21 protein-coding genes are annotated in these 22,638 nt (G+C 72.0%); 13 read left to right on the top strand and 8 right to left on the bottom strand.

Going from position 1 to position 22,638, the window contains the following annotated elements:
* Window positions 1–33: 33 nt before the first annotated feature.
* Window positions 34–1,398: an APC family permease gene (locus tag ACFQ9Z_RS10590; RefSeq protein WP_383014031.1), complete on the bottom strand. Its 1,365-nt coding sequence runs from the start codon at window positions 1,396–1,398 to the stop codon at window positions 34–36.
* Between the two features lie 17 nt (window positions 1,399–1,415).
* The gene (locus ACFQ9Z_RS10585; RefSeq protein WP_383014028.1) at window positions 1,416–2,351 is read right to left on the bottom strand and encodes a carbon-nitrogen hydrolase family protein; all 936 of its coding nucleotides are present in this window, start codon (window positions 2,349–2,351) and stop codon (window positions 1,416–1,418) included.
* A gap of 120 nt (window positions 2,352–2,471) precedes the next feature.
* Between ACFQ9Z_RS10585 and ACFQ9Z_RS10580 the strand changes: the two genes are divergently transcribed.
* On the top strand, window positions 2,472–3,083 hold the full coding sequence (locus tag ACFQ9Z_RS10580; protein ID WP_383014025.1) for a TetR/AcrR family transcriptional regulator: 612 nt from the start codon (window positions 2,472–2,474) through the stop codon (window positions 3,081–3,083).
* Window positions 3,084–3,197: 114 nt separating this feature from the next.
* On the opposite strand, the gene ACFQ9Z_RS10575 is transcribed toward ACFQ9Z_RS10580, so the two are convergent.
* Window positions 3,198–3,389, bottom strand: coding sequence for an antitoxin (locus ACFQ9Z_RS10575; protein WP_383014023.1), 192 nt, complete (start codon window positions 3,387–3,389; stop codon window positions 3,198–3,200).
* 468 nt (window positions 3,390–3,857) lie between these two features.
* Between ACFQ9Z_RS10575 and ACFQ9Z_RS10570 the strand changes: the two genes are divergently transcribed.
* Together ACFQ9Z_RS10570 and ACFQ9Z_RS10565 are read left to right on the top strand one after the other, a co-directional pair.
* Window positions 3,858–5,216 carry a bifunctional o-acetylhomoserine/o-acetylserine sulfhydrylase gene (locus tag ACFQ9Z_RS10570; protein WP_383014020.1) on the top strand — a complete coding sequence of 453 codons (1,359 nt, stop codon included), beginning with the start codon at window positions 3,858–3,860 and terminating at the stop codon, window positions 5,214–5,216.
* 5 nt (window positions 5,217–5,221) lie between these two features.
* Window positions 5,222–6,364: a homoserine O-acetyltransferase gene (locus tag ACFQ9Z_RS10565; protein ID WP_383014017.1), complete on the top strand. Its 1,143-nt coding sequence runs from the start codon at window positions 5,222–5,224 to the stop codon at window positions 6,362–6,364.
* Between the two features lie 408 nt (window positions 6,365–6,772).
* Here ACFQ9Z_RS10565 and ACFQ9Z_RS10560 read toward each other — a convergent pair whose 3' ends face one another.
* From ACFQ9Z_RS10560 to ACFQ9Z_RS10550, 3 genes are all read right to left on the bottom strand, one after another.
* Window positions 6,773–7,111, bottom strand: a complete 339-nt coding sequence (locus ACFQ9Z_RS10560) for a MerR family transcriptional regulator (protein WP_383014014.1) — start codon at window positions 7,109–7,111, stop codon at window positions 6,773–6,775.
* Window positions 7,112–8,324: 1,213 nt separating this feature from the next.
* A complete protein-coding gene (locus ACFQ9Z_RS10555) occupies window positions 8,325–8,495 on the bottom strand; it encodes a DUF5670 family protein (RefSeq protein ID WP_011113206.1) in 171 nt (56 codons plus the stop codon).
* Window positions 8,496–8,736: 241 nt separating this feature from the next.
* Complete coding sequence (locus ACFQ9Z_RS10550) at window positions 8,737–9,153, bottom strand: hypothetical protein (protein WP_383014011.1); 417 nt, start codon at window positions 9,151–9,153, stop codon at window positions 8,737–8,739.
* Window positions 9,154–9,556: 403 nt separating this feature from the next.
* Here ACFQ9Z_RS10550 and ACFQ9Z_RS10545 point away from each other — a divergent pair, with 403 nt between their 5' ends.
* Window positions 9,557–9,985 carry a hypothetical protein gene (locus ACFQ9Z_RS10545; protein WP_383014008.1) on the top strand — a complete coding sequence of 143 codons (429 nt, stop codon included), beginning with the start codon at window positions 9,557–9,559 and terminating at the stop codon, window positions 9,983–9,985.
* A gap of 16 nt (window positions 9,986–10,001) precedes the next feature.
* Window positions 10,002–10,862, top strand: coding sequence for an alpha/beta fold hydrolase (locus ACFQ9Z_RS10540; RefSeq protein ID WP_383014004.1), 861 nt, complete (start codon window positions 10,002–10,004; stop codon window positions 10,860–10,862).
* A gap of 215 nt (window positions 10,863–11,077) precedes the next feature.
* On the opposite strand, the gene ACFQ9Z_RS10535 is transcribed toward ACFQ9Z_RS10540, so the two are convergent.
* Window positions 11,078–11,887 (bottom strand): formate/nitrite transporter family protein, encoded by an 810-nt coding sequence (locus ACFQ9Z_RS10535; RefSeq protein ID WP_383014001.1) that lies wholly within the window; start codon window positions 11,885–11,887, stop codon window positions 11,078–11,080.
* Between the two features lie 164 nt (window positions 11,888–12,051).
* On the opposite strand from ACFQ9Z_RS10535, the gene ACFQ9Z_RS10530 reads away from it, so the two are divergent.
* The 8 genes from ACFQ9Z_RS10530 (at window position 12,052) to ACFQ9Z_RS10495 (ending at window position 19,865) form a co-directional block, all read left to right on the top strand.
* On the top strand, window positions 12,052–12,237 hold the full coding sequence (locus ACFQ9Z_RS10530; RefSeq protein WP_383013998.1) for a hypothetical protein: 186 nt from the start codon (window positions 12,052–12,054) through the stop codon (window positions 12,235–12,237).
* Window positions 12,238–12,780: 543 nt separating this feature from the next.
* The gene (locus ACFQ9Z_RS10525) at window positions 12,781–12,951 is read left to right on the top strand and encodes a hypothetical protein (RefSeq protein WP_383013995.1); all 171 of its coding nucleotides are present in this window, start codon (window positions 12,781–12,783) and stop codon (window positions 12,949–12,951) included.
* 719 nt (window positions 12,952–13,670) lie between these two features.
* A complete protein-coding gene (locus tag ACFQ9Z_RS10520; RefSeq protein WP_383013992.1) occupies window positions 13,671–14,900 on the top strand; it encodes an acyl-CoA dehydrogenase family protein in 1,230 nt (409 codons plus the stop codon).
* 439 nt (window positions 14,901–15,339) lie between these two features.
* A complete protein-coding gene (locus ACFQ9Z_RS10515) occupies window positions 15,340–16,446 on the top strand; it encodes an aliphatic sulfonate ABC transporter substrate-binding protein (protein WP_383013989.1) in 1,107 nt (368 codons plus the stop codon).
* 196 nt (window positions 16,447–16,642) lie between these two features.
* Window positions 16,643–18,001, top strand: coding sequence for a rhodanese-like domain-containing protein (locus ACFQ9Z_RS10510; protein WP_383013986.1), 1,359 nt, complete (start codon window positions 16,643–16,645; stop codon window positions 17,999–18,001).
* A gap of 44 nt (window positions 18,002–18,045) precedes the next feature.
* Window positions 18,046–18,447 carry a rhodanese-like domain-containing protein gene (locus ACFQ9Z_RS10505; protein ID WP_383013983.1) on the top strand — a complete coding sequence of 134 codons (402 nt, stop codon included), beginning with the start codon at window positions 18,046–18,048 and terminating at the stop codon, window positions 18,445–18,447.
* Window positions 18,444–19,187 (top strand): sulfite exporter TauE/SafE family protein, encoded by a 744-nt coding sequence (locus ACFQ9Z_RS10500; RefSeq protein ID WP_383013980.1) that lies wholly within the window; start codon window positions 18,444–18,446, stop codon window positions 19,185–19,187. The genes ACFQ9Z_RS10505 and ACFQ9Z_RS10500 overlap by 4 nt, the downstream gene beginning before the upstream one ends.
* A gap of 102 nt (window positions 19,188–19,289) precedes the next feature.
* Window positions 19,290–19,865 (top strand): rhodanese-like domain-containing protein, encoded by a 576-nt coding sequence (locus ACFQ9Z_RS10495; protein WP_383013977.1) that lies wholly within the window; start codon window positions 19,290–19,292, stop codon window positions 19,863–19,865.
* Between the two features lie 124 nt (window positions 19,866–19,989).
* Here ACFQ9Z_RS10495 and ACFQ9Z_RS10490 read toward each other — a convergent pair whose 3' ends face one another.
* On the bottom strand, window positions 19,990–22,632 hold the full coding sequence (locus ACFQ9Z_RS10490; RefSeq protein WP_383013975.1) for a glycosyl hydrolase: 2,643 nt from the start codon (window positions 22,630–22,632) through the stop codon (window positions 19,990–19,992).
* Window positions 22,633–22,638 lie beyond the last annotated feature (6 nt).

The raw sequence follows: 22,638 nt of genomic DNA, 5'->3' as shown, positions 1-22,638 counted from the left end.
CCGAGGTCGGCGGCCGGGAGCCCTGGGGGTGGTTCACGCCGTCGGGAGGAGGGGGTCGGACGCCTCGGGCTCCGCGGGCCCCGCTTCGCCGTCGGACCCGAGCCGCATCTCGGGGGCGGGGCGGCGGAAGCCCTTGGTGATCACCGCGAGCCAGACGATGCCGATGACCAGCCAGCCGAGGCCCAGTCTGACCGCGGTGCCGCCGAGCTGGGTGATCAGGTAGACGTCGACCGCGGCACCGGCGGCCGGCAGGAGGAGGTACCGCACGGGCGAGTGGCGGGTGCCGGAGCGCCACTGCCGCACGGCGTAGGCGATGACGCAGACGTTGACGAGGGTGAAGCCGAGGAAGGCGCCGAAGTTGATGAAGGAGGTGGCGTCGGCGAGCGAGAGGTTCATGGCCAGCAGGCCGACGGCGCCGATCACCAGCACGTTGGTGACGGGGGTGAGCAGCTTGCGGTGCAGGCGTCCGAAGACGCGGCGCGGCAGGGCGCCGTCCCGGCCCATGACGAACATCAGACGGCTGGTGCTGGCCTGGATGGCGACGCAGGAGGCGAACCCGCCCAGCATGCCGACGATGTTGGCGACGTCCGCGAAGGTCTTCCCGCCGACGGTGGTGGACAGCAGGTATCCGGCGGAGTTCTCGTCGGGGAAGGAACCGCCCGGGTGGGCCCACTGCATCAGGAACGAGATGACGACGAAGACGGTGCCGCCGGTCAGCACGGTCAGGACGATGCTGCGCGGGATGGTGCGCTGCGGGTCGCGCACCTCCTCGCTGAGGGTGCTCACCGCGTCGAAGCCGAGGAAGGCGTAGGCGGCGACGGCGGCGGCCGCGGTGACGGCGGAGACGCTGGTGGCGCTGTTCCAGAAGGCGTGGCCGGCCGCGGGGGCCCCGCCGTGGCCGAGGCCGTAGTGGACGCAGAGCACCGCGAGGACGACGAGGACGGCGGTGACGCCCAGCAGCAGCACCCGGTTGACCCGGTCGGCGACCTTGAGGCCGACGACGTTGATGGCGGTGGCGAGGACCACGTTGATGACCAGCCAGGCCCACTCCGGGACGCCCGGGAACTGGGCGTGCAGGTAGATCGCCTGGAGCAGCCAGGCGACCATCGGCAGGAAGAGGTAGTCGAGCAGGAGCGCCCATCCGGCCAGGAAGCCGACGCGGGAGTCGAGCTCCTTGCGGGCGTAGGTGTACACGGAGCCGGAGCTGGGGTGGACCTTGGCCATCTTGGCGTAGCTGAAGCCGGTGAGCAGCATGGCGCCGGTGGCGATCACGTAGGCGGTGGCCGCGGCGCCCTTGCTGGTGGCGGCGATGACACCGAAGATCGAGGTGACCACGGCGGGGGCCATGTAGGCGACGCCGAAGGCGACCACGGAGAGCAGTCCGAGGTCTCCGCGCATGCGGGTGGGCTGATCCGTCACTGCGTCCTCTCTTCCCCGGGCGTACGGCGGGTCCCGGCGGGACCCTGCGGGAGGGGCGCCGGGGCGGTGGCGCCGGCCCAGGCGGCGGGGTCGATGCGGCCCTGGTAGAGGGGCAGGGCCAGGGGCTGGTCGTCGGGGCGGAACTGCTGCCACGGCCGGTTGAGCGCGGCGGTGCCCAGACGGCGGACGTTGGCGACCTCGTCCAGGTCGATCACGTCGGTGAGGGTGGTGTCGCTGTCGGCCGCGGCCTCGGAGCGCACGTTGCCCTGCGGGTCCACGAGCAGGCTGCGGCCGGTGCCGGCGGGGGCGGCGCAGTTGACGCTGGCGACGAACACCTGGTTGACGATGGCGTTGGCGCGGGCCAGCACGGTCTCCTGGGCCCGGTCGCTGCCGGAGGTCAGCACGAAGTTCAGCACCAGCTCCGCGCCCATCCAGGCCAGGTGGCGGGTGGTCTCCGGGAACCACGCGTCGTAGCAGATCGACAGTCCCACGCGGCCGATGCCGTCGAGGTCGAAGACGGTGAACCCGGCGCCGGGGGCGACGGTCTCGTAGGGCCGCCACGGGAAGACCTTGCGGTAGGCCGCGATCCGTTCGCCGCGCGGGGAGTACACGGGGGCGGTGTTGTAGACGCGCCCGTCGGCCCCCCGCTCGTAGACGCTGCCCGGGGCGAGCCAGACTCCCAGGTCGCCGGCGATCTCGGCGAGGGCGCGGTCGCGTGGGCCGTCCAGGGGTTCGGCGAGGGCTTCCGGCAGCTCGGCGGGGGTGAGCGCGGCACCGCCCGCGGGGGCGCCGAGATGCAGCTCGGGATATACGACCAGCGGCGCGGCGGGGAGCCCCGCCGCGCGCTTTCGCACGTCGGCGGCCAGGCCGTCCAGGTCGTCGGCCGGGCGCTGGGCCGCCTGGGCCAGCAGGAGAGGGAGAGGTCGGGACATGGGCACCGGTCTTGCCTCGGGGATTAGTTAAACGAAATTTAGTTAACGAATGCGGACCGGTCAATGGATTGCCACAGGTGAGATACGAGCGGCCGTCGCCGGTGTGCGAGCATGTCAACCATGGCTCGACCCAGGAACCAGGCGGAACGCCGCGCCCAGCTCATCGACGCGACCGCCAGGACAGTGGTCGATCTCGGGGCCACCGCCACCAAACTGCGGGACGTCGCCCGGGTCGCCGGGGTCACCCCCGCCTCGGTGCTCTACTACTACGCCGACATCCAGGAACTGTTCGCCGCCGTGTTCGAGCGCAGCGCCGCGACGTACTTCGTCAGGCGTGAGCAGGCCATCGCGGCGGCGGAAGGCCCGGTCGACCGGCTGCGCGCCTGCGTGCGCAGCGGGGTGCCCTGGCCGGGAGAGGGCGAGCAGAGCACGCGGCTGCTGTTCGAGCTGTTCCCGGTGGCCCTGCGCAACGAGGGCGCGGCGGACCGGCAGCGCACCTTCGCGCACCAGCAGTCCGAGCTCTACCGTCAGGTGCTCGAACTCGGGCAGAAGAGCGGCGAGTTCACGCTGACCGGCGACCCCTGGGCCCTGGGACGCTCCTTCGTGGCGCTGGAGGACGGCTACGCGATGGACCTGCTGGTCGGCGACGCGACCGCCCGGGACATCGAGGACCGCCTGCTCGACCACGCCCGCATCGTCACGGGCAACCCGGCCTTCGCCCGGCGCGGCTGACCGGCCGCGGTCCGCGCCCGCACGGCTGCCGCCCGTTCGGGCCGGCGCTTCGCACCCGGAACACGACCGGGCCCCGGCGATCGACGCCGGGGCCCGGTTCCGGGTGCCGCGGATTCAGCGGTCCGTCACTTCCCCGCCGTAGGAACGGTGCACGGCGTCGGCGGCCTTGTCGGTCTGGGCGTCGTACTTGTTCCCCGTACGCTCGTCGACCAGACGCTCGGCGCTCTCGACGCCCCTGTCGGCCTGGTCGGGGTGGCTCTTGGCCATCTCCTTGGCCTTGTTCGCCATGTCTCCCAGCTTGCCCATAGGTACCTCCCGGCGATGCGTGTGCGTCGTACCCGGCTTCTGGTACCCCTGCCCCGCCGACACATGCGGTGCCTCACGGACGACGCCCTCCTCGTGGCCCGGGCCGTGAGCGGCTGACGGCCGCCGGGCGCGGTCCGGCGGACCGGCGACCGCGTTGTGCTGGTGCGCCGCCGGGTCCATGTGGTTATCTGGCTCCATGACCGTGCTCGTGACCCGCCGCCACGTCGACTACGTGCGTGTCACCACCACGGGTTGTCCCGCCGCGAGCTGAGTCCGCGCTCCGGCTTCCGACCGGTCTCTTTCCCACCGCGTCCCGCTGAACGCCGCCCGTTCCAGGGCCGGTTCGCAGCGCCGCGGCACTTCCGCGCACCCGCGTCCGCGTCCGCGTCCGGCACCGCGCGTCTCCGCTCCCCGCACCCGCACTCGCACTGGCACTCGCACTCGCACTCGCACACAAGGAGCCCCACCATGAGCCAGCCCATCGACTCCGTCACCGCGGGCCACACCCCCGAAGAACCCACCGGCCCCGACACCTCCGCGTGGTCCTTCGAGACAAAGCAGATCCACGCGGGCGCCGAGCCCGACCCGACGACCGGCGCCCGGGCGACTCCCATCTACCAGACGACGTCGTTCGTCTTCCGGGACACCCAGCACGCGGCCGACCTGTTCGCGCTGGCCGAGCCCGGCAACATCTACACCCGCATCCACAACCCCACCCAGGACGTCTTCGAGCAGCGCGTCGCCGCCCTGGAGGGCGGAGTCGCGGCCGTGGCCCTCGCGTCCGGGCAGGCGGCGGAGACCCTGGCGATCCTGACGCTGGCGGGCTCCGGCGACCACATCGTCTCCAGCACGTCGCTGTACGGCGGCACCTACAACCTGTTCCGGCACACGCTGCCGAGGCTCGGCGTCGAGGTGTCGTTCGTGGACGACCCGGACGACCTCGAGGCGTGGCGGGCGGCGATCCGCCCGAACACCAAGGCGCTGTTCGCTGAGACCCTGGGCAACCCGCGCGGCAACGTGCTCGACGTGCGGGGCGTCGCGGACGTGGCACACGCGGCCGGGGTGCCGCTGATCGTGGACAACACGGTCCCGACTCCCTATCTGCTGCGGCCCGTCGAGCACGGCGCCGACATCGTCGTCCACTCGGCGACGAAGTTCCTGGGCGGACACGGCACGGCCGTCGCGGGTGTGGTCGTCGACGGCGGCACCTTCGACTTCGGCGCGCACGCCGAGCGGTTCCCTGACTTCACCGAGCCCGACCCCAGCTACCACGGGCTGCGGTACTGGCCCGCGCTCGGCCCTGGGGCGTTCGCCGTCAAGCTCCGGGTGCAGCTGCTCCGCGACCTCGGGCCGGCCATCTCCCCGCACTCCGCCTTCCTGCTCCTGCAGGGCGTGGAGACCCTCAGCCTGCGGCTCGACCGCCACTCGGCCAATGCGCAGGCCCTCGCCGAGTGGCTGGAGCAGCGGGACGAGGTGGCCGCCGTGCACTACCCCGGACTGGAGAGCAGCAGGTGGTACGAGGCGGGGCGGAAGTACCTGCCCCGGGGCGCGGGCGCCGTGGTCTCCTTCGAACTCCGGGACGGCGTCGAGGCCGGCAAGCGGTTCGTGGACGCCGTCGAGCTGTTCAGCCACCTCGCCAACATCGGTGACGTCCGCAGCCTCATCATCCATCCGGCGTCCACCACGCACAGCCAGCTCGACGAGGAGCAGCTGGCGGCCACCGGCACCTCACCGGGCCTGGTGCGCCTGTCGGTCGGCATCGAGAACCTCGCCGACCTCAAGGCCGACCTGGAGGCGGGGTTCCGCGCGGCGAAGGGCGCGTCCTGAACACCGTGCTGACGCCGTCCGAGGCTTCCCTCCCGCCGGCCTCCGGGGCCTGGCGGGAGGGGGACCCGCCCGGCCGTCGCCGGTGGTACGAGCACGCCGGGCCGCTGCGCCTGGAGGCGGGCGGCGAACTCCCGGGCGTACGGCTGGCGTTCGAGACCTGGGGGCGGCTCGCCGGCGACCGCTCCAACGCCGTGCTGGTGCTGCACGCGCTGACCGGCGACAGCCACGCCGCGGGCGACGCCGCACCCGGTCACCCCACCCCCGGCTGGTGGGACGGGCTCATCGGCCCGGGGCGCGCCCTGGACACGGACCGCTGGTTCGTCGTGGCGCCGAACGCGCTCGGCGGCTGCCAGGGCAGCACCGGACCGTCGTCCCGCGCGCCGGACGGACGCCCCTGGGGCGGCCGCTTCCCCTTCCTGACGCAGCGCGACCAGGTGGCGGTCGAGGCCGGCCTGGCCGACTTCCTGGGCATCGACCGCTGGGCGCTGGTGGCCGGCGGGTCGATGGGCGGCATGCGCGCACTGGAGTGGGCCGTGTCGTGTCCGGAACGCACCCGGGGGCTCCTGGTGCTCGCCACGGCGGCCGCGGCGAGCGCGGAACAGATCGCGTGGGCGGACGTCCAGCTCCACGCCGTGCGCGCGGACCCGAACTGGCGCGGCGGCGACTACCACGACGCCGGCCCCGGACTCGGCCCGCACGCGGGACTCGGCCTGGCCCGCCGCCTCGCCCACGTCACCTATCGCAGCGAACCGGAGCTCCGGGTCCGCTTCGGCCGCGCGCCGCAGGGTGCCGAGGACCCCTGGCGCGGCGGCCGGTACCGGGTCGAGTCCTACCTCGACCACCACGCCGCCAAGCTGGTGCGCCGCTTCGACGCGGGCAGTTACGTCACCCTGACGGAGGCCATGAACAGTCATGACGTCGGCCGTGGCCGGGGCGGCATCCGCGCCGCCCTCGGCCGTGTGACGGCCAGGACGCTCGTGGCCGGCGTCGACTCCGACCGCCTCTACCCGCTGTCCCAGCAGGCCGAGCTGGCGGCCGGCATCCCCACCTCGGACCACCTCCGGGTGATCGGGTCCCCGTGCGGCCACGACGGCTTCCTCACCGAGGTGGAACAGGTCGCCGCGCTGGTGGGGGAACTCCTCGGGTAGGTCCGGACCCCGGCGGGTCCCGGCCCGTCCGCGATCAGCTCATCTGCGCTGCCCCTGCTCGGCCAGGAGCCGGTAGGAGCGCACGCGGTCGCCAGGCGCGGACCGGGCCGAGCAGCCTGAGGGTGGTCACGGCGGTGCACAGCGGGATCCGCGTGCGGCCAGGACCCGGACGGAGGCGACTCACACGGCTGCTGCGGCGGCACGGGTGGGCAGGGTCGTTGTCCTTGCTTGGGCGCGGAAAGGGGTGGGGGCGGTCACAGGACAAGGCGCGGGTGCGCTCCTGGCGGGGCGCGTCCAGGAACCTGGGGGCGAAGGCTGCGGGTGCCATGCTGTCACCGCAGGAAGCAAGTACACATTGTGGACCGTGTGCGGGCGGGTCCGCCGTCCGGGGCGGCAGGCGCGCCCAGGTCAAGCCGCGGCCGTCGGATTCATTGATTCGGCGGCGCGGCGGTACTCGGCGTTGATGCGCTGGGCCTCTTCGAGCTGGTCCTCGAGGACGACGATCCGGCAGGCCGCCTCGATGGGCGTGCCCTGGTCGACGATCTCCCGGGCGCGGGCGGCGATGCGCAGCTGGTAGCGGGAGTAGCGGCGGTGTCCGCCGGCCGAGCGCAGCGGGGTGATGAGGCGGTGCTCTCCGAGGGCGCGGAGGAAGCCCTGGGTGGTGCCGAGTATTTCAGCGGCCCGGCCCATGGTGTAGGCGGGGTAGTCGTCGTCATCGAGACGGCCGAACGAGTCGTCTGCGGTCATTGCACCTCTCTGAGGAACGCGTGTAGGGGCCCGGGAGCATGTGGCTCCCGGGCCCGGAGGAACTGCTACACCATCTGCCGGCCCTGATACCGCGCCGGCCTTCTGTTTCCGCGGACCCGACCTGACTGCTGTCGGGGGCGGGGGGATCGCATATGCGTGACCGGAGACCACCTCACTATCGATGTCCTGCGGCACCCGGGCTCCGTACTGCTCGCCCGGGCGATCCTGATGGCGCTTGGCTCCTCCGTTCTTCCCTCTGGATCAATCACTTACCGAACGGGAACTGCGTACTGCTGGTGTTGCGTACTGCTGGTGGCCTCTCACAGCGCCACTTCGGCAGCCGGCCCCGTCGCCCGTCCTGCAACTGCTCCGGCTCAGAACCCCGCTGCCTCCCGGTGCGCGCGCCCGCAGCCGACGCCTTCACCGAGGTACTGCTCACTGACTTCGCTGCTGGGTACTGCCGACTGCGCTTCCTACGGGTACTGCTCACGGCGGCCCCTGATCACCGCGGGCCACCCGGTCCGGTCACCAGTCCCGTCGCCGTCCTGCAACCAACCTGGCTTCGAAACTCCGTCACCGCACCGTCCTGCGCACTGCAACTGCGGGAACTACGGTCCTACTGCCCGGCAGTTCGTCTCTGCCGGGCCCTTCGATCCCTTCGGGCTACGAGAGAAACCATAACCACACCACAGCCCAATGTCTACTCCGGTCAACATAGATTTCCGAGCGCTCGACGGTGAGGTAATCGACCTCGAACAGCGACACCGAGTGGCGCGAAGGGCGGCCTTCGCCGGGTTGCCCCGCGACATGGCCGGGGCACAAGCACTGCACGGACAGGACGGGCATCGGCCCTCGGCCTCTGAGGCGCCGCTCATCAGGCGGAGCGACGCGGCGGGCGCGGCTGGGGGCTCCCCAGGGGAGCACATGGGACACCCGGCGCCGTGTCCGGGGGAACCGCCTGGGCTTGTCCGGCCTCTGCGGCGCGCGAGAGAGACATGCACAGCGGCCCCGCAGACAGGAGGAGCAGGGTTCCACTGCTGGGTCCGCGAGGCCGGTGCATCACTCACGTGCCCTGCGATGCGACCGATACGCCCGATCCCTCCCAACCGCTCGCACGACACGGCTGGTTACGCGAGTGGGGCCCGGCCACACACGGCCGGGCCCCACTACTCCTCGCGGGTGGCGCGTTCCTCGCGCCGGGTGCGTCTGTCGACTACCAGCGGTACCAGCGGCCCTTGCGGCCGCCGCTGTCCGCGGTGCGGACGACGAAGCCCAGCAGCCACACGACGAGCACGATCACTGCGATCCACCACAGCGCCTTCAGCGCGAAACCCGCGCCGAAGAGGATCAGGGCCAGAAGAAGAACCAGAAGCAGGGGAACCATTGTTATCAACCTCCTGGCCACCGGATGCCCTTACCTGCCGCCGACAAGCCCACAAAGTGGGAGTTACTTCCGCGCGGCACGGGGCATGTTCACGGGCTGCGCTCCATGCAGCATTCCCTCGCCCCCGCCCCTCACGCACCACGACGCCGCCTCGCGAACTGCGGTGAGGCGGGGGCCTCATTCAGGGTCTCGCCTCCCGGCTTCACTGCCACGCCCCCAGGTGACCTGGCTCCAGCCCGTCCTACTTTGCGGCTATCCGCTCAAGGCCGTCCTGGAGGAGGCGGACGGCCTCCTCCGCCTCCGTGTATTCCTCAGGACTCGCCAGGACAGTGCCGAACGTGCCACCACTCTCGGCAGTCAGGGCTCGCCAGCGCAGGACCGGTTCGAGCGCGTTGAGGGCACCGGAGAGGAACCAGGCCATGCGGCCGTGAGTGCGCGCAAGAGAGATCGCCAGGACGGCGAGCGCTTCCCGCAGGTGTTCCAGCCGGTCGATCTGCGGCAATGCCTCCTGGGCGTCCGGCGGCCCGACAACCTTCCGCAGGCCGGGCTCGGTCTCAAGAGCAAGGGCCCGGTCGCTGGGGACCAGCTCCCACACCTGGTCATGGATCTGCTGCTCGGCTTCCTCGACCAGCATCGCGACGATTCTCCGCATGTCCATGCACTCACTCTAGGCTGGCCCCCACGGGCGCGGCCGCGCCGCGGCAGCGGATCGACAGCGGGCGCAGCAGGCACTGGCCGACTCTCCACGCCGACCACTGCCAGGGCGGTCACGACTGCCGGGACGGTCAGGACCTCATGACTCAAGATGCGCGGGCGTCACCGAGTTCCGGAACAACCTGGCCGTGTCCCGGTATCAGAGGTCTTCGACCCAGATCAGGAAGAGGACCTCTGCGAAGGGTTCCGCCTGCGCGGGGGCCCGCACCCGGTTTGCAGGCGGCTGACAGGATGCCCAGGCTGGAAGGAGCGAGGCCGGGAAGTGGTCGCCGGCCGGCGACCGGCTGGTCACCCTGCCGGTGCGACGTCCCGGCGTACGGCAGCGACGACACGTCTCGAGGTGGCACATGACATCAGCGACGACGACCGACGCGGCGGAGGAGTTCCGTCGGCTGAGCGACGACGATCCGGAACTGCAGGCCCACGGCACGTACTACTCGTGCAGCTTCCTGCTGGACATGGACCCCCACCGGTTCCTCGTGCGGATGCACAAGGGAAAGGTGGACGAACTGATCACCGACCCCGAGCCGTTGGTGGCCTACGACTTCGCGATCCGCGCGGACGCGGAGACATGGCAGGGCTTCTGCCGGGAGACGCCTCCGCCGATGTGCCACGGCATCTGGGCGGCCACGTTCCGGCGGGGCATGCGCCTGGAGGGCGACCTGCTCGTGCTCATGCAGAACCTGCGCTGCGTGACCCGGCAGCTGGAGCTGCTGCGCGTCACGGGCCCTCTCGGGCCGGCAGACGAGGCCGGGCCCACCCCATCCCCCTCGTGAGACACAGGAGCTCCCCATGGTCAGCGGCAGGATCTCCCCGGTCACCGGCCACTACGTCACCATCGACGTGGAGGACGCGCAGTACAGGGTGTTCTACCTGGAGAACGGGCAGGGCACGCCTCTGGTGTGCCAGCACACCGCGGGCTGCCACAACCACCAGTGGCAGGGCCTCCTCGAGGACCAGGAGATCACCGGCCGCTACCGGGTGATCGCCTACGACCTCCCCCGGCACGGCAAGTCGGACCCGCCGCTCAACCAGGAGTGGTGGAAGGAGGAGTACCGGCTCACCGCGGACCACTTCACGTCCTTCATCGTCGCCTTCTGTGACGCCCTCGAACTGCAGGACCCGATCTTCACGGGGTCGTCGTTCGGGGGGAACGTGGCCCTGCAACTCGCCCTGCGGCACCCGGACCGGTTCAAAGCGGTGATCCCCGTCGAGGGCGCGGACTACTCACCCGGCTTCTACCTCGACTGGTGGCAGCATCCCCACGCCAATGCCGCCCAGGTGTGCGCCAGCGGCGTGTGGGACCTCATGGCTCCGCAGTCCCCTGAGCAGGACCGCTGGGCGACCTGGTTCTACTACACCCAGGGATCGGAGGCGTTCAAGGGCGACCTGTACTTCTACTCGGTCGACCACGACCTGAGGGACCGGCTGGACGACATAGACGGCGACCGGTGTCCCGTGATCATGCTGACCGGCGAATACGACTACCTCACCACCCCTAAGGACGGGCGCCGGACCGCAGAGGCCATCCGCGGAGCGGAGTTCATCGAGATGAAGGAGATCGGCCACTTCCCGATGAGCGAGAACTACCCGCGCTTCGCCCAGTACCTCGGGCAGGCCCTGGAGCGGATCGAGAAGCGGACCGGCCACTGAAGGATGTTGCAGAAGGCAGTGGTCACGCAGCCTTCTGCAACACCCTTCAGGGAACGGCTCAGCCGGTAGGTGGTCGGCAGCGCAAGGCGCCCGCACAGCGTGTCGATCCGGATCATCTCCCCGTCGACTGCTGCCTCCCGAAGACGGCGCAACCGCATACGCATCTCCGCCTGGGGCACCTGCCCACATTCACTGGCCGGCCCACCTCGCGGGCGTCAGGGGCCGGCTTTCACTGACGCGTCTTCGTCAGTCAGCAGCCGGGCACTGCGAACGAGGCGCAGTGCCGTGGTCAGGAGCAGGCCGCCGATGATGTTGCCGAGAACCGCCCAGGCCAGCCACCGCAACCAGTCGGTGTAGCCGTAGGGCGCACTGCCGGTCTGCAGGCCGGCGAACGCGATCAGGGAGTCCAGTACCGAGTGCCACAACCCGAGCCCGGCCAGGACGAACGCGGTGGTGATCGATGCGGTGATCTTCCCGGTCATGGACTCGGTGCCGTGATGCATACGGGTCATGAGCGTGATGACGCCGCCGCCCAGCACAGCAAGGCAGAAGGTGCGCAGTGTGTAGCCTCCCCCGACGAACAGCGCACCCGAAGCAGCCGCAGTGCGGTGCAGGTCCGGATAGGCCTGCATGACCAGCCAGGTGAGCACCCAACCGCCGATCAGGTTCATCACCAGGACCGTTGCCCACATGCGCACCAGGTCAAGCCAGGTGGCCGCACCAGCGATGACGGTGGCGACGGGTACCAGGAAGCCCTCTGTGAACAGCTCGCTGTGACCGAGCAGCAAAGCGATGAGGCCGACGGAGAAGGCCAGTCCGGCCAGGAGTTGGCTGCCGGTCTCGTGGTGCACGAACAGCAGCGTCATGACGCCGACACCAACGTCGATACCGCCCAGCAGCGAGGTGGCGATCAGAGACGTCCAGGTGCGGTGCAACCGTGGCCGGCCCTCGGCCACGATCCGTTCCGCCGCTTCGGCGACTCGTCGTTCCCCGGGGCCGCGCATGATCTGGTCGTCCGGCGCCATGACGGTTCCTTTGGCTCGCTCCGGGATGGGTTCCGTTTCCTGACGTCGGCGAGTGGGCCCTCTGCCCATGAAGCCCGTCGCCGCACACAAAGGGGACAAACCCTCAGGTACCCCGCAGTGGCCGTACATGCCCCTACGGCAGGCGTTGTCGCGCGGGAGATGTGGTGTCCCAGATACTGGAACACGTCGACCCCGCACTCGACGATAATGGTGGCAGCCGTGGGATCGGCACACTGCTTCACCGTTTGCCGCAGCAGGGCACAGGCGCCGACCGGCGGCCCGAAGTGCTGTCCGACGGCGGCCGCAATGGATCAATGGACGTGATCACCGAGGCGACAGCGACGCCGTGAGAACGCCGGGTAAAAGATTGTCCGCTCGTCATTCCCGCGGCGGCGCCTCTTACCCGTGTTGGCTTGCCGCCGCTGCTACCAGCCACCAGGTCCGTTGCCCTGGCCGCGTGACTTCACCACGCCACCGCCTCAAGAACGGAAAAAGGCGCGGTCTCGCCGGTCCTGACAGCTGGCGCCAGAAGACAGACTGAGATCACGAGGCGTGGGTGGCGGTCGGGATCTTCGGCGCTGTGCTGGAGACGGTGCACCCGTGACGGGTGCGGTCCTCTGCGGAGCAGGCATCCGGCTCTTCCCCGCCCGCCCGGCTTATGCCAGCCGTCGTGCGCACCCCAAAGGAGTTTGTGCGCGTGCCCACAAGGCTACTCGACGGTGGCTGGATCGAAAGAGTTACCGCGTTCGCCCACGTGCCTTCGGCGATCGGACGAACACTTATGGAACGCGCCTGCGGGCGCGCCCTCGCGAGGTCGCATTACGTACCCCGTGACCCGTGGCAGACGCCGGAGCGACTGCTGGCGTCGTCAAAGACAGTGAAGCAGGACGCTCATGACTGTGCCAGAAGAGAACAGGCCCAAGACTACGACGACCGACGAGGTCATCCGTCAGCGCGACGAAAGGGACACCGCCGAATCGGCGGGCGGTGGCGCGAGCAGCCGGAACATGCGCGAAGCTCTGGACGAAGCCGATGTGCGTCCCGAGGACATGCAGGAGGAGTAGTACGGAGCCACCGTTCCCGCCCGCCCCCCTGAACGGGGGTGAGCGACCCAAATGCCGCCTCTCGCGCCGGGAGAGGGTACGCATGGAGACGGCCGAGCTGGTCGAGCACACGATCAAGCCGACTGAGGTGGCTCGGCAATCGAAAGTCGACCTATCAGCGGCACGGCCTGTGACGTGACGGCGGCTGCTGTCCGTGGCCGGACCAGTTCCCGCAGTGGCTGTGCCACCGCCTGCGCACCGACCCGGCCCGCGGGCAGACGCCACCCGCCGCTGATGGTCGCCCCCCTCTTGTACACAGCCGTCACCACCCTGCTCAGGGTGGGGCACTTCTGCGTCGAGCGCCCTTACGCCCGGGGCTCCGCCGGCCAGTTGCCCCCCTTGCACCGGCTGAGGGCGCGCGGCTGGACTCCGCGCCCGGCTGGAGAGGTCGACCGCGCCCGGGGCTCGTCCGGCGGGCGGTGACGGCCGGTGAGCGCCGCTCAGCATGCTCTGGCCATGGCGGCGGCCATCTTCCCTATAATTCCTATCGATTTACTAGGGAACCGTTGACGTGCCCCCGGCAGGATGCGCAGGATGATGTACGCACCGTCCACGCGGCCGCCGTTCGCTCGCCGTCCGCGCGCCGGGTGCGAGGCACACGGCCGGCACGGCGGCACGGTCGGCCGGCTGAGCCCGTCGCCGCCCGGCGCTTCGCCGTCGACTTCGAGGAGACCTCCACCATGGGCGTTGCCACCGCGCCGGCCGGGCCACTTGCGGATGCGGACCGGACCGGGCCCGGCCGTGCGCACTGGCTGCGCGTGGCCCGCGAGTCGGCGGACGACCTGGCCACGGACGCGGTGGCCCGCGAGCAGGCGGGCAAGCCCCCGCTGGACGAGGTGTCCCGGTTGCGCGAGGCGGGCCTGCTGACGCTCCTGGTGCCGGCCGGGTCGGGGGGAGGCGGCGCGGACTGGCCCACGGCCTACGCCGTGGTCCGGGAGATCGCCGCGGCCGACGCCGCGATCGGCCAGCTCCTCGCCGGCCACTACTTCCTGTCGTGGAGCGCCCGGTTCCTCGCCGAGCCCGCCCACGCCGCCCGGCTCGAACGGCAGTGCGCGGCGGAGCAGTGGTGCTGGGGCGGCGGACTGGCCCGGCAGGACCTACCGCTGACGCTGGCCAGGGCGCGCGGCGGCCAGGTGCTCGACGGACGGCAGAGCTACGCCACCGGAGTCCTGGTCGCCGACCGCCTGGCCGTGCGGGCCGTGCGGGCCGACACCGGCGAACCGCTGGCCGTCGTCGTCGACCCCGCCCGGCACGGGGTCGGCACCGGCGGCGACGCCGACGCCTTCGGCCAGCGCCTCGCGGCGGGCGGGAGCGTGGAGTTCGACGCGGTGCCGGTCGCCCCGGACGACGTACTCGGTTCCCTGTCCGCGGACGAGGGCGACCTGTCGCCCGTGACCGCCATGGCGTCACCGGTCGGGCGCCTGCTCTCCGTCCAGCTCCGCCTCGGTATGGCCGAAGGGGTGCTCGCCGAAGCACGGGAGTACAGCAGGGCGGGTCACGCGCACTGGCACCCCGCCGGGCCGGCCGGCACCCCCGAGGACCCGCACGCACTGGCCGCCTACGGGGAGCTCACCGTCCTCACCCGCTCCGCGTCCGCGCTCGCGGACCAGGCGTTGGACGCCGTGCACGCCGGGCTGGCTCGCGGCGAGGACCTCAGCTACGACGAGTACGCGGACGTCTCCGTCCTCGTAGCCATGGCCGAAGCCGCCTCCTCCCGGGCCGCGCAGGAGTCCACCGCCCGCGCTCTCGACATCGTCGGCGCCCGCTCCGCGTCGTCGCGGCTGGGCTTCGACCGCTTCTGGCGCAACGCCCGTACCCACACCCTGTACGAGCCCGTCGGGCCCCGGCTCCGCGAGGTGGGGGACTACTTCCTCAACGGCACGCATCCGCCGTTCGTCCTGCCCGTCTGACCGCCGCCGTCCATCATGCGAACACCCTCTTGGGGCGGACGGCTCCTTCTGCCACGATCCCTAGCAACCGGGTAGGAAAGCTAGGGAAGTCGGGGTGGGGTCATGAGGCCGGCGAACCGCGCGCTCCTGACGGCGCCCCCGCTGACCTCGCGCCGGCACATCGACTTCGGCCGCACGTCCAGCGCCATCTGTCGGCCCGCCTGAGCCGTCCGCGGACCGCGCCGCTCCCGGCGGGCGGTCCGCCGCCACCCGGTCTGTCTCCCGCCGCGCCCGCTTCGGGGTCCGGAGCACCCGTGCCGCCGCCGCGGGCCGGCGAGTCGAGCACCCGCGCCCGGCCGCGTCCGGCCCCCGCGTCACCACGTGCGCAGCCGGCTTCGCGCGGCCCCGTGTCACCACGTCCGCAGCTCCCCGCACACCCCTTCCCTGAGAGGACACCTCCGTGTCTGCCGCAAGACCGCTCACCACCCTGCGCACCATCGCCGTCGTAGCGGCGCTCCCCGTCCTGCTGACCGCCTGCGGGTACGGTTCCGACTCCACCGACGACGGGAAGAAGACCGCGGTCGCGGCGGGCGCGAAGAAGCTCTCCGCCGACGAGGTGAAGATCGGCTACTTCCCCAACCTCACGCACGCCACCGCGCTCGTGGGTGTGCAGAAGGGCCTGTTCCAGAAGGAGCTCGGCGGCACCACGATCAAACCCTCCACCTTCAACGCCGGCCCCTCGGAGATCGAGGCGCTCAACGCCGGGGCCATCGACATCGGCTGGATCGGCCCCTCCCCCGCCATCAACGGCTACACCAAGTCCAAGGGCAAGAACCTGCGGATCATCGGCGGTTCGGCCTCCGGCGGCGTGAAGCTGGTCGTGAACCCAAAGAAGATCAGGTCCCTGAAGGACGTCAAGGGCAAGAAGATCGCCACGCCGCAGCTCGGCAACACCCAGGACGTCGCGTTCCTCAACTGGATCGCCGGACAGGGCTGGAAGGTCGACGCCGAGAGCGGCAAGGGCGACGTCTCCGTCGTCCGCACCGACAACAAGATCACCCCGGACGCCTACAAGTCCGGCTCCATCGACGGCGCCTGGGTGCCCGAGCCCACCGCGTCCAAGCTGGTGGCCGAGGGTGCGAAGGTGCTGCTCGACGAGTCGACGCTGTGGCCCGGCAAGAAGTTCGTGATCACGAACATCATCGTGTCGCAGAAGTTCCTCAAGGAGCACCCGGACGTCGTCGAGGCCGTGCTGCGCGGCTCGGTGAAGACGAACGAGTGGATCAACGCCAACCCCGGCGAGGCGAAGGCGGCCGCCAACACGGCACTGGAGAAGCTGTCGGGCAAGGCGCTGCCCGCCGAGGTGATCGACCCGGCCTGGAAGTCCATCGTCTTCCTCGACGACCCGCTGGCCTCCACCCTGGACGCCGAGGCGCAGCACGCGGTGACGGCGGGCCTGCTGGACAAGCCGGACCTGAAGGGCATCTACGACCTCGCCCCGCTCAACAAGGTCCTCAAGGCCGAGGGCAAGGGCGCGGTCGACGCCGCCGGCCTCGGCACCGAGTAGCGCCGCCCGCGGCGGTCACGCGCCGCCCGGCCCGGTCACAGGACCCGGCCGGCCGTCCACCGGCTCCACCGCCGTGGACGGCCGGCCGGGTCCTGCTGTCTTCCGGGCCGGACCACCTCCCAGACATACCCCCGGGGGTACTCGTGTTACGTTGAGACGCATACCCGGGGGGGTAATCTCTGGAAGGGACATCTCCGTGTTCTTCGTCGACACCATCGAGCTCGAGGGGCTGGGCAACCGCCACTACCTGGCCGGCGGCCGGGAGACGGCCGTGGCGGTGGACCCGCCGCGCGACTTCGATCAGGTCCTGGCGGCGGCCGCCCGGCGCGGGGTGCGGATCTCGCACGTGGTGGAGACCCACATCCACAACGACTACGTCACCGGTGGCCTCGAACTGGCCCGGGTGACGGGAGCCGCCTACCTGGTGCCGGGCGGGGCGGACGTGTCGTTCGCCCGGGTGCCGGTGGGCGACGGCGACACCGTCACCGTCGACAGCGGCCTCGAGCTGCGGGCCGTGGCCACGCCCGGCCACACCCCGCACCACACCTCCTACGTGCTGCGCGAGGACGGCGTACCGGTGGCCGCGTTCACCGGCGGGTCGCTGCTGATCGGCACGGTGGGCCGCCCCGACCTGGTCGAGCCCCGCCTGACCGAGCGGCTGGCGCGTGCGCAGCACGCCTCGGCCCACCGGCTCGCGGCCGAGCTGCCGGACGAGACGCCGGTGCTGCCGACGCACGGCTTCGGCAGCTTCTGCTCCTCGGCGCAGGCGGAGGGTGACGCCACCACGATCGGCCAGGAGACGGCCGTCAACGCGGCGCTGACCACGGACGTGGACTCCTTCGTCGCCGGTCTGCTCGCCGGCCTCGACGACATCCCCGCCTACTACGCGCACATGGGTCCGGCCAACGCAGGCGGTCCGGCGCCGGTCGACCTGACTCCCCCGGCCGTCGCGGACGCCGACGAGATCGCCGCCCGGCTCGCGGCCGGTGAGTGGGTGGTGGACCTGCGCAACCGGGTCGCGTTCGCGCGCGGCCACGTCGCCGGGTCGTTCAACTTCGAGGCGGACGGCAAGATTGCCACCTACCTGCCCTGGATGATCCCGTGGGGCAAGCCGGTCACCCTGCTCGCAGAGTCCCCCGAGCAGCTCGCCGCCGCCCAGCGGGAACTGGTCCGGGTGGGCATCGACCGGCCCGCCGCCGCGGCGACGGGCACGCCCGGGCAGTGGGTGCCCGAGGGCGGCCGGCCGGTGTCCTTCCCCCGCTCCACCTTCGCCGGCCTGGCCGAGCGCGGCACGGACGGCGTGGTCGTGCTGGACGTGCGCCGGGACTCCGAGCGGGCCGCCGGGCACATCCGGGGCTCGGTGCACATCCCGGTCCACGAGCTGCACAAGCGGATCGCCGAGGTACCGGCGGGCACCGTCTGGGTGCACTGCGCGGGCGGTATGCGCGCCGCGATCGCCGCCTCACTGCTCGACGCCTGCGGACGGGACGTCGTGGCCGTGGACGACGGCTTCGACGCCGCCGCGGCCGCCGGGCTGACCCTGGTCACCGGATGACCGCCCTGCCGTCGCTCCCCGGCGAGCCACTGAGAGACCGTGCGATGTCCCCCCTGCGCCGCGGCGAGCACCGCGTCACCGTCGACGGGGCCCACCGGCGCGTCCAGGACGCCGGCGCGCCGGCCGTCCTGCTGGACGTGCGCGAGCAGGACGAGTGGGACGCCGGGCACGCGCCCGGTGCGGTCCACACGCCCCTGTCCCGCCTGGCCGCTGGGGCGGCGCTGCCGGACGCGGCCCGGGAGCGTGCCCTGGTGGTGATCTGCCGCAGCGGTACCCGTTCGCGGCAGGCCGCCGAGCTGCTCGCCGGAGGCGACACCGGACGCGGCGCCGGCCGGGGCGCCGGCCGGGGCGCCGGGCCGGTGGACGTCGTGGGCGGCATGAAGGCCTGGGCCGCCGCCGGGCTTCCGGTGGTCGACGCACACGGGAACCCCGGATCGATAGCATGACCGCCCTGCTCCTCGCGCTCGTGGCCGGCGCCGTCGTCGGCCTGGCCCTCGGCGGGCTGGGCGGTGGCGGCAGCGTCCTCGCGGTGCCCGCGCTGATCTACCTGCTCGGCCTCACCCCGGCGGAGGCGACCACGGCCGCACTGGTCATCGTCACCCTGACCTCGGTCACCGCCCTCGCCGGGCACGCCCGGGACGGCAACGTGTCCTGGCGCACCGGCCTGTTCTTCGCGGCGGCGGGCATCGTGCCCGCGATGATCGCCGGAGCCGCCGCCGGACGCCTGCCCCAGGCCGTGCTGACCGCCGCCTTCTCCGTCGTCGCGGCGCTCGCCGCGCTGCGCATGCTGCGTCCCGCCCGGCCCGGGGCCACGGGGACGGTGCGGCCCGCGAAGGCCGGCGCCGCCGGTGCCGGGCTCGGTGCGGTGACCGGGTTCCTTGGCGTCGGCGGCGGCTTCCTCGCCGTGCCGGCCCTGGTCGGTGTGCTGAGCCTGCCCATGCGCCGCGCCGTCGGCACCAGCCTGCTGGTCATCACGGTCAACTCGCTGGCCGCGCTCGGGGCCCGGGCCGGCACCGGCACACGACTGGACTGGGCGGTCGTCGCACCGTTCACCGCGGCGGCGATCCTCGGCGCCTGGGACGGCAAACGGCTCTCCCGGAAGATCAAGGGCCCGGCCCTGCAGCGCCTGTTCGCCTGCGTCCTGCTCGCCGTGGCCGCCCTGATGCTCCTCGACGCGCTCCTCTGACCGCGGCGGGGCCCGGCCGGCCCGGCCGTCACGATCCCCCGCACCTCCACAGCAGTCCGGCCCCGGTACGGGGCACCTCCGCACACAAGGATGAGATCCACGATGAACACCCCCGTCACCCTCGACCCCCAGCAGGCCGGCGACCGGCTGCACGAACTCACCGTCATCGACGTCCGCACTCCCGGCGAGTACGCCGGCGGCCACATTCCCGGCGCCCTCAACATCCCGCTCGACCAGCTCGGCCGGGCGCTGCCGGAGATCCGGGCCGCCGCCGGACGCGGCGAGGTCCTGGTGGTCTGCGCCTCCGGCGCCCGCTCCTCCAACGCCTGCCGGACGCTCGCCGAGAACGGCGTCCGGGCCGCCACCCTCGCCGGCGGCACCGGCGCCTGGGCCGCCCAGGGCAACGCGCTCGCCCGTCCCGAGGGCGGCACGCGGGCCGTCTGGGGCATGGAGCGGCAGGTGCGTCTGGCCGCGGGCTCCGCGGTCCTGCTCGGGCTGGCGCTCGGCGAGTTCGTGCACCCGGCCTTCCGGCTGCTGTCCGCGGGCATCGCGGGCGGCCTGGTCTTCTCGGCGGTGACCGACACCTGCGGCATGGCCGCGCTGCTGGCCAGGCTGCCGCACAACCGGCCCCGCCGGGCCGACCTGGAGAGGACGCTGGCCCGCCTGCGCGGCAACTGACCGGGGCGGCCGCGAGCGGCACGCGCCGCGTGGCCGCCGGCGAGGCGGCCGCCGCCACGGTGCCGCACACGACGGAGGGGTGACCCCGGGAGCCGGGATCACCCCTCGCGTCTCGGCGGCCGCGTCAGCCGAGGTCGCGCACCCCGATGGCCTGGATGCCGCGGCCGTGCGTGGCCGCGTACAGGGTGCCGCCGTCCGGGCTGAGCTTCAGCTGCAGCACGGCGACGGCCGGGAGGGAACCGACGCGCCGCCACTCGCTGCGGCCCGGGGCGCGGTAGACGACGCCGAGGTCGGTGGCGAGGGCGAGACCGCCGTTCGGCGTCACCACGGCCGAGTCGGCCGGCACGTCGGGAAGGTTGGCCGAGACGTCCTTCCAGGTGGTGCCGCCGTCGGTGGACTCGAAGACGTGGCCGGCGCCGGCGCCGGGGCCCTCGGTCCAGTGCCGCGAGAAGCCGTTCACCGTGAGGAAGACGTGGCCGGCGTTCTTCGGGTCGACGGCGAAACCGCTGAGGTACCGGTTGGGCACCGTGCCGTCCGCTCCGGTGGCCGGCAGGCTGATGTCGTGCCAGCCGGTGCCGTCCGCGTTGCCGACGGCGATGCCGCGGGCGAACCCGTCCTCGTTGCAGGGCCCGCACCAGGCCGCGTACACCTTGCCGCCCGAGGCGGCGACGGCGGTGGCGGTGCGGCCGGCGCCGAGGTCGTACACGCCGCGCCACTCGGAGCCGCTGCGGATGGCGTAGCCGTGGTCCTGCACCCAGATGTGGCGGCCGCCCGCGATCCAGGTCGCGCTGTTCCTCAGGTCGGCGGCGAGCGGTGCGATGAAGCGGGCCTCGCCGGTGGCGTTGTCGGCCGGGGCCACGTTGTACGAGGTCGCCTTCGCGGGGTCGGTGATCCAGGAGCCGTCGTTCACGGCGCAGTTCTGGGTGACCTGGACGGCGAGGTAGACGTACTCCTCGGCGATGTTGCAGCCGTTCGCCGGGTCGGTGAGGGTGTCGCCGCCGTCACCGCCGAAGTCGGAACCCATCACCTTGTCGTCGCTGCGCAGGATCGACTGGCCGTTGTCCTGCAGACCGCCGGTGACGGCCGGGCCGTGGTGGTCCGGGTCCCTGCCGACGCCCACCGAGTAGTACTGCAGGGTGTCGATGGTGCCGTCGTTGAGCGAGGCCCAGTCGGTGGCGTGGCCGGAGGAGTCCTGGGAGCCGCGCACCGGGCGCCGGTACGCGCCGCCGTCGTTGCCGACGTAGACGTAGCTCCGGCCGTGGTAGCGGCCGATCGCCACGCCGTGCTGGTCGGAGTGCGTGGTCTGGCTGCAGCTTCCGGACTGCCGGGCGGGATCGATGCTCCAGCAGGGGAAGTTGAAGTTCCAGTACGGGCCGACGGTGGACCAGGAGGCGCCGCCGTCCTTGGTCTCGTAGACCTCCTCGAGGCCCGCGTACACGTGCTCGGGGTCGGCCGGGTCGACGGTGAGGAACTGGTTGTACCAGGCCTGTACGCCCGGCATGTATCCCGCGGTGGTCAGCGCGGAGCCGTCGGCGGTGAGCTGCTTGTAGTCGGCGATCCTCGTCCAGGGGCCGAAGGGGGAGGCGGCCCTGTAGATGCCCTGCAGGCCGCTGTCCGGGTTGGTGGCCATCTGCTCGGGCGACTGGTCGATCGCGTAGTAGCGCGAGCCGTCGGCGGAGCGGGCGAAGGTGACCGTGCCCACGTTGCCGGCGTCGGTCGGCAGTTCGCCGAAGCCGCTGGTGATCCGCCGCCAGCCGTCCGCGGTCCTGGTGTAGAAGCCGTTGTAGTCGTCGCCGCTGCGCCAGCCGGCCGCGAGGATCACCCTGGAGGGGTTCTTGGGGTCGATGGCGATGTCGTTGGTGATGTTCTTGTACGCGGCCTTCGCGTCCGTCGCCTTCGAACCGCCCGGCAGGTAGTCGGGGTTGGGCGCGAACTCCAGCTTCCAGGGGCCGTGCAGGTTCTTGGTGGAGTGGCTCCACACGCCTTCGCTGGTCGCCGCCCAGACCTTGCCGCCGCCGAACCGCAGTTGGCGCACGGTGGTGCTCTCCAGTTCGTCGCCGCCGACCCGGCTGCGGGTGCTGAAGGCACCGTGGTGCGGGTCGGACAGCACGTACACACCGCTGCCCAGGTAGGCGTCGGCGTTGGTGTTCGCCTCACCGGTGCCGAGCCACAGCCGGCCGGCGCCGTCGACGGCGAGCGCGCCCGTGGACTGCGAGGGCAGCCGGTCGCTGATGGACCGCCAGTGTCCGCCGCCGGTCCGGGAACGCCACACTCCGCCGCCGGCGCTGCCCGCGTAGACGTAGCCGTCGTCGTCCGCGGCCATCGCGGCCATCCGGCCGGTGACTTCGCCGGAGCCGCCGCTGGAGTTGGAGTCGATGTCGCGGTAACGGGGGTCGTCGGAGTCGTAGGCCAGTCCGGTGACGTGCCGCCAACTCCCCTTGGTCCGCTTCAGGTCGTTCAGGCTCCGCCAGGCGGCGCCGTAGGCGCCCGGTGCGACGACGCCAGGCGCGGTGCGGGCCTCGGCGTACTGGTCGGCGCCTTCGGCTATCTCGTCGGCCTCGTTGCCGTCGTCCCCGTCCTCCGATCTCAGCCGAGGGGCGGTCCCCACCGTGTGCTCGCGCTGGGCGGCGAGCCGGTCGAGGGCGCGGACCCCGAAGGGGCCGCCGTGGCCACCGGGCGCGGCGCTCGCGGGTATCGCGGCGAGCCCGGCTGTTGCGGTGATGGCGCAGATCGTGAGCCATCGTCTTCTGCGGGTTGGTGCTGGCACCGGATC

Source organism: Streptomyces sp. NPDC056580, assembly GCF_042793175.1.
In the GTDB taxonomy this organism is placed as follows: Bacteria; Actinomycetota; Actinomycetes; order Streptomycetales; family Streptomycetaceae; genus Streptomyces.
Note: the sequence above shows the minus strand (reverse complement) of the source record. Positions and strands in the feature narration are given on the sequence as shown.

What these genes read in the sequence shown, in the direction of transcription:
- ACFQ9Z_RS10590 (WP_383014031.1), bottom strand. Translation starts at nt 1,398, where the DNA reads ATGCGCGGAGACCTCGGACTGCTCTCCGTGGTCGCCTTCGGCGTCGCC.
- ACFQ9Z_RS10585 (WP_383014028.1), bottom strand. Translation starts at nt 2,351, where the DNA reads ATGTCCCGACCTCTCCCTCTCCTGCTGGCCCAGGCGGCCCAGCGCCCG.
- ACFQ9Z_RS10580 (WP_383014025.1), top strand. Translation starts at nt 2,472, where the DNA reads ATGGCTCGACCCAGGAACCAGGCGGAACGCCGCGCCCAGCTCATCGAC.
- ACFQ9Z_RS10575 (WP_383014023.1), bottom strand. Translation starts at nt 3,389, where the DNA reads ATGGGCAAGCTGGGAGACATGGCGAACAAGGCCAAGGAGATGGCCAAG.
- ACFQ9Z_RS10570 (WP_383014020.1), top strand. Translation starts at nt 3,858, where the DNA reads ATGAGCCAGCCCATCGACTCCGTCACCGCGGGCCACACCCCCGAAGAA.
- ACFQ9Z_RS10560 (WP_383014014.1), bottom strand. Translation starts at nt 7,111, where the DNA reads ATGACCGCAGACGACTCGTTCGGCCGTCTCGATGACGACGACTACCCC.
- ACFQ9Z_RS10555 (WP_011113206.1), bottom strand. Translation starts at nt 8,495, where the DNA reads ATGGTTCCCCTGCTTCTGGTTCTTCTTCTGGCCCTGATCCTCTTCGGC.
- ACFQ9Z_RS10550 (WP_383014011.1), bottom strand. Translation starts at nt 9,153, where the DNA reads ATGGACATGCGGAGAATCGTCGCGATGCTGGTCGAGGAAGCCGAGCAG.
- ACFQ9Z_RS10545 (WP_383014008.1), top strand. Translation starts at nt 9,557, where the DNA reads ATGACATCAGCGACGACGACCGACGCGGCGGAGGAGTTCCGTCGGCTG.
- ACFQ9Z_RS10540 (WP_383014004.1), top strand. Translation starts at nt 10,002, where the DNA reads ATGGTCAGCGGCAGGATCTCCCCGGTCACCGGCCACTACGTCACCATC.
- ACFQ9Z_RS10535 (WP_383014001.1), bottom strand. Translation starts at nt 11,887, where the DNA reads ATGGCGCCGGACGACCAGATCATGCGCGGCCCCGGGGAACGACGAGTC.
- ACFQ9Z_RS10525 (WP_383013995.1), top strand. Translation starts at nt 12,781, where the DNA reads ATGACTGTGCCAGAAGAGAACAGGCCCAAGACTACGACGACCGACGAG.
- ACFQ9Z_RS10520 (WP_383013992.1), top strand. Translation starts at nt 13,671, where the DNA reads ATGGGCGTTGCCACCGCGCCGGCCGGGCCACTTGCGGATGCGGACCGG.
- ACFQ9Z_RS10505 (WP_383013983.1), top strand. Translation starts at nt 18,046, where the DNA reads ATGTCCCCCCTGCGCCGCGGCGAGCACCGCGTCACCGTCGACGGGGCC.
- ACFQ9Z_RS10500 (WP_383013980.1), top strand. Translation starts at nt 18,444, where the DNA reads ATGACCGCCCTGCTCCTCGCGCTCGTGGCCGGCGCCGTCGTCGGCCTG.
- ACFQ9Z_RS10495 (WP_383013977.1), top strand. Translation starts at nt 19,290, where the DNA reads ATGAACACCCCCGTCACCCTCGACCCCCAGCAGGCCGGCGACCGGCTG.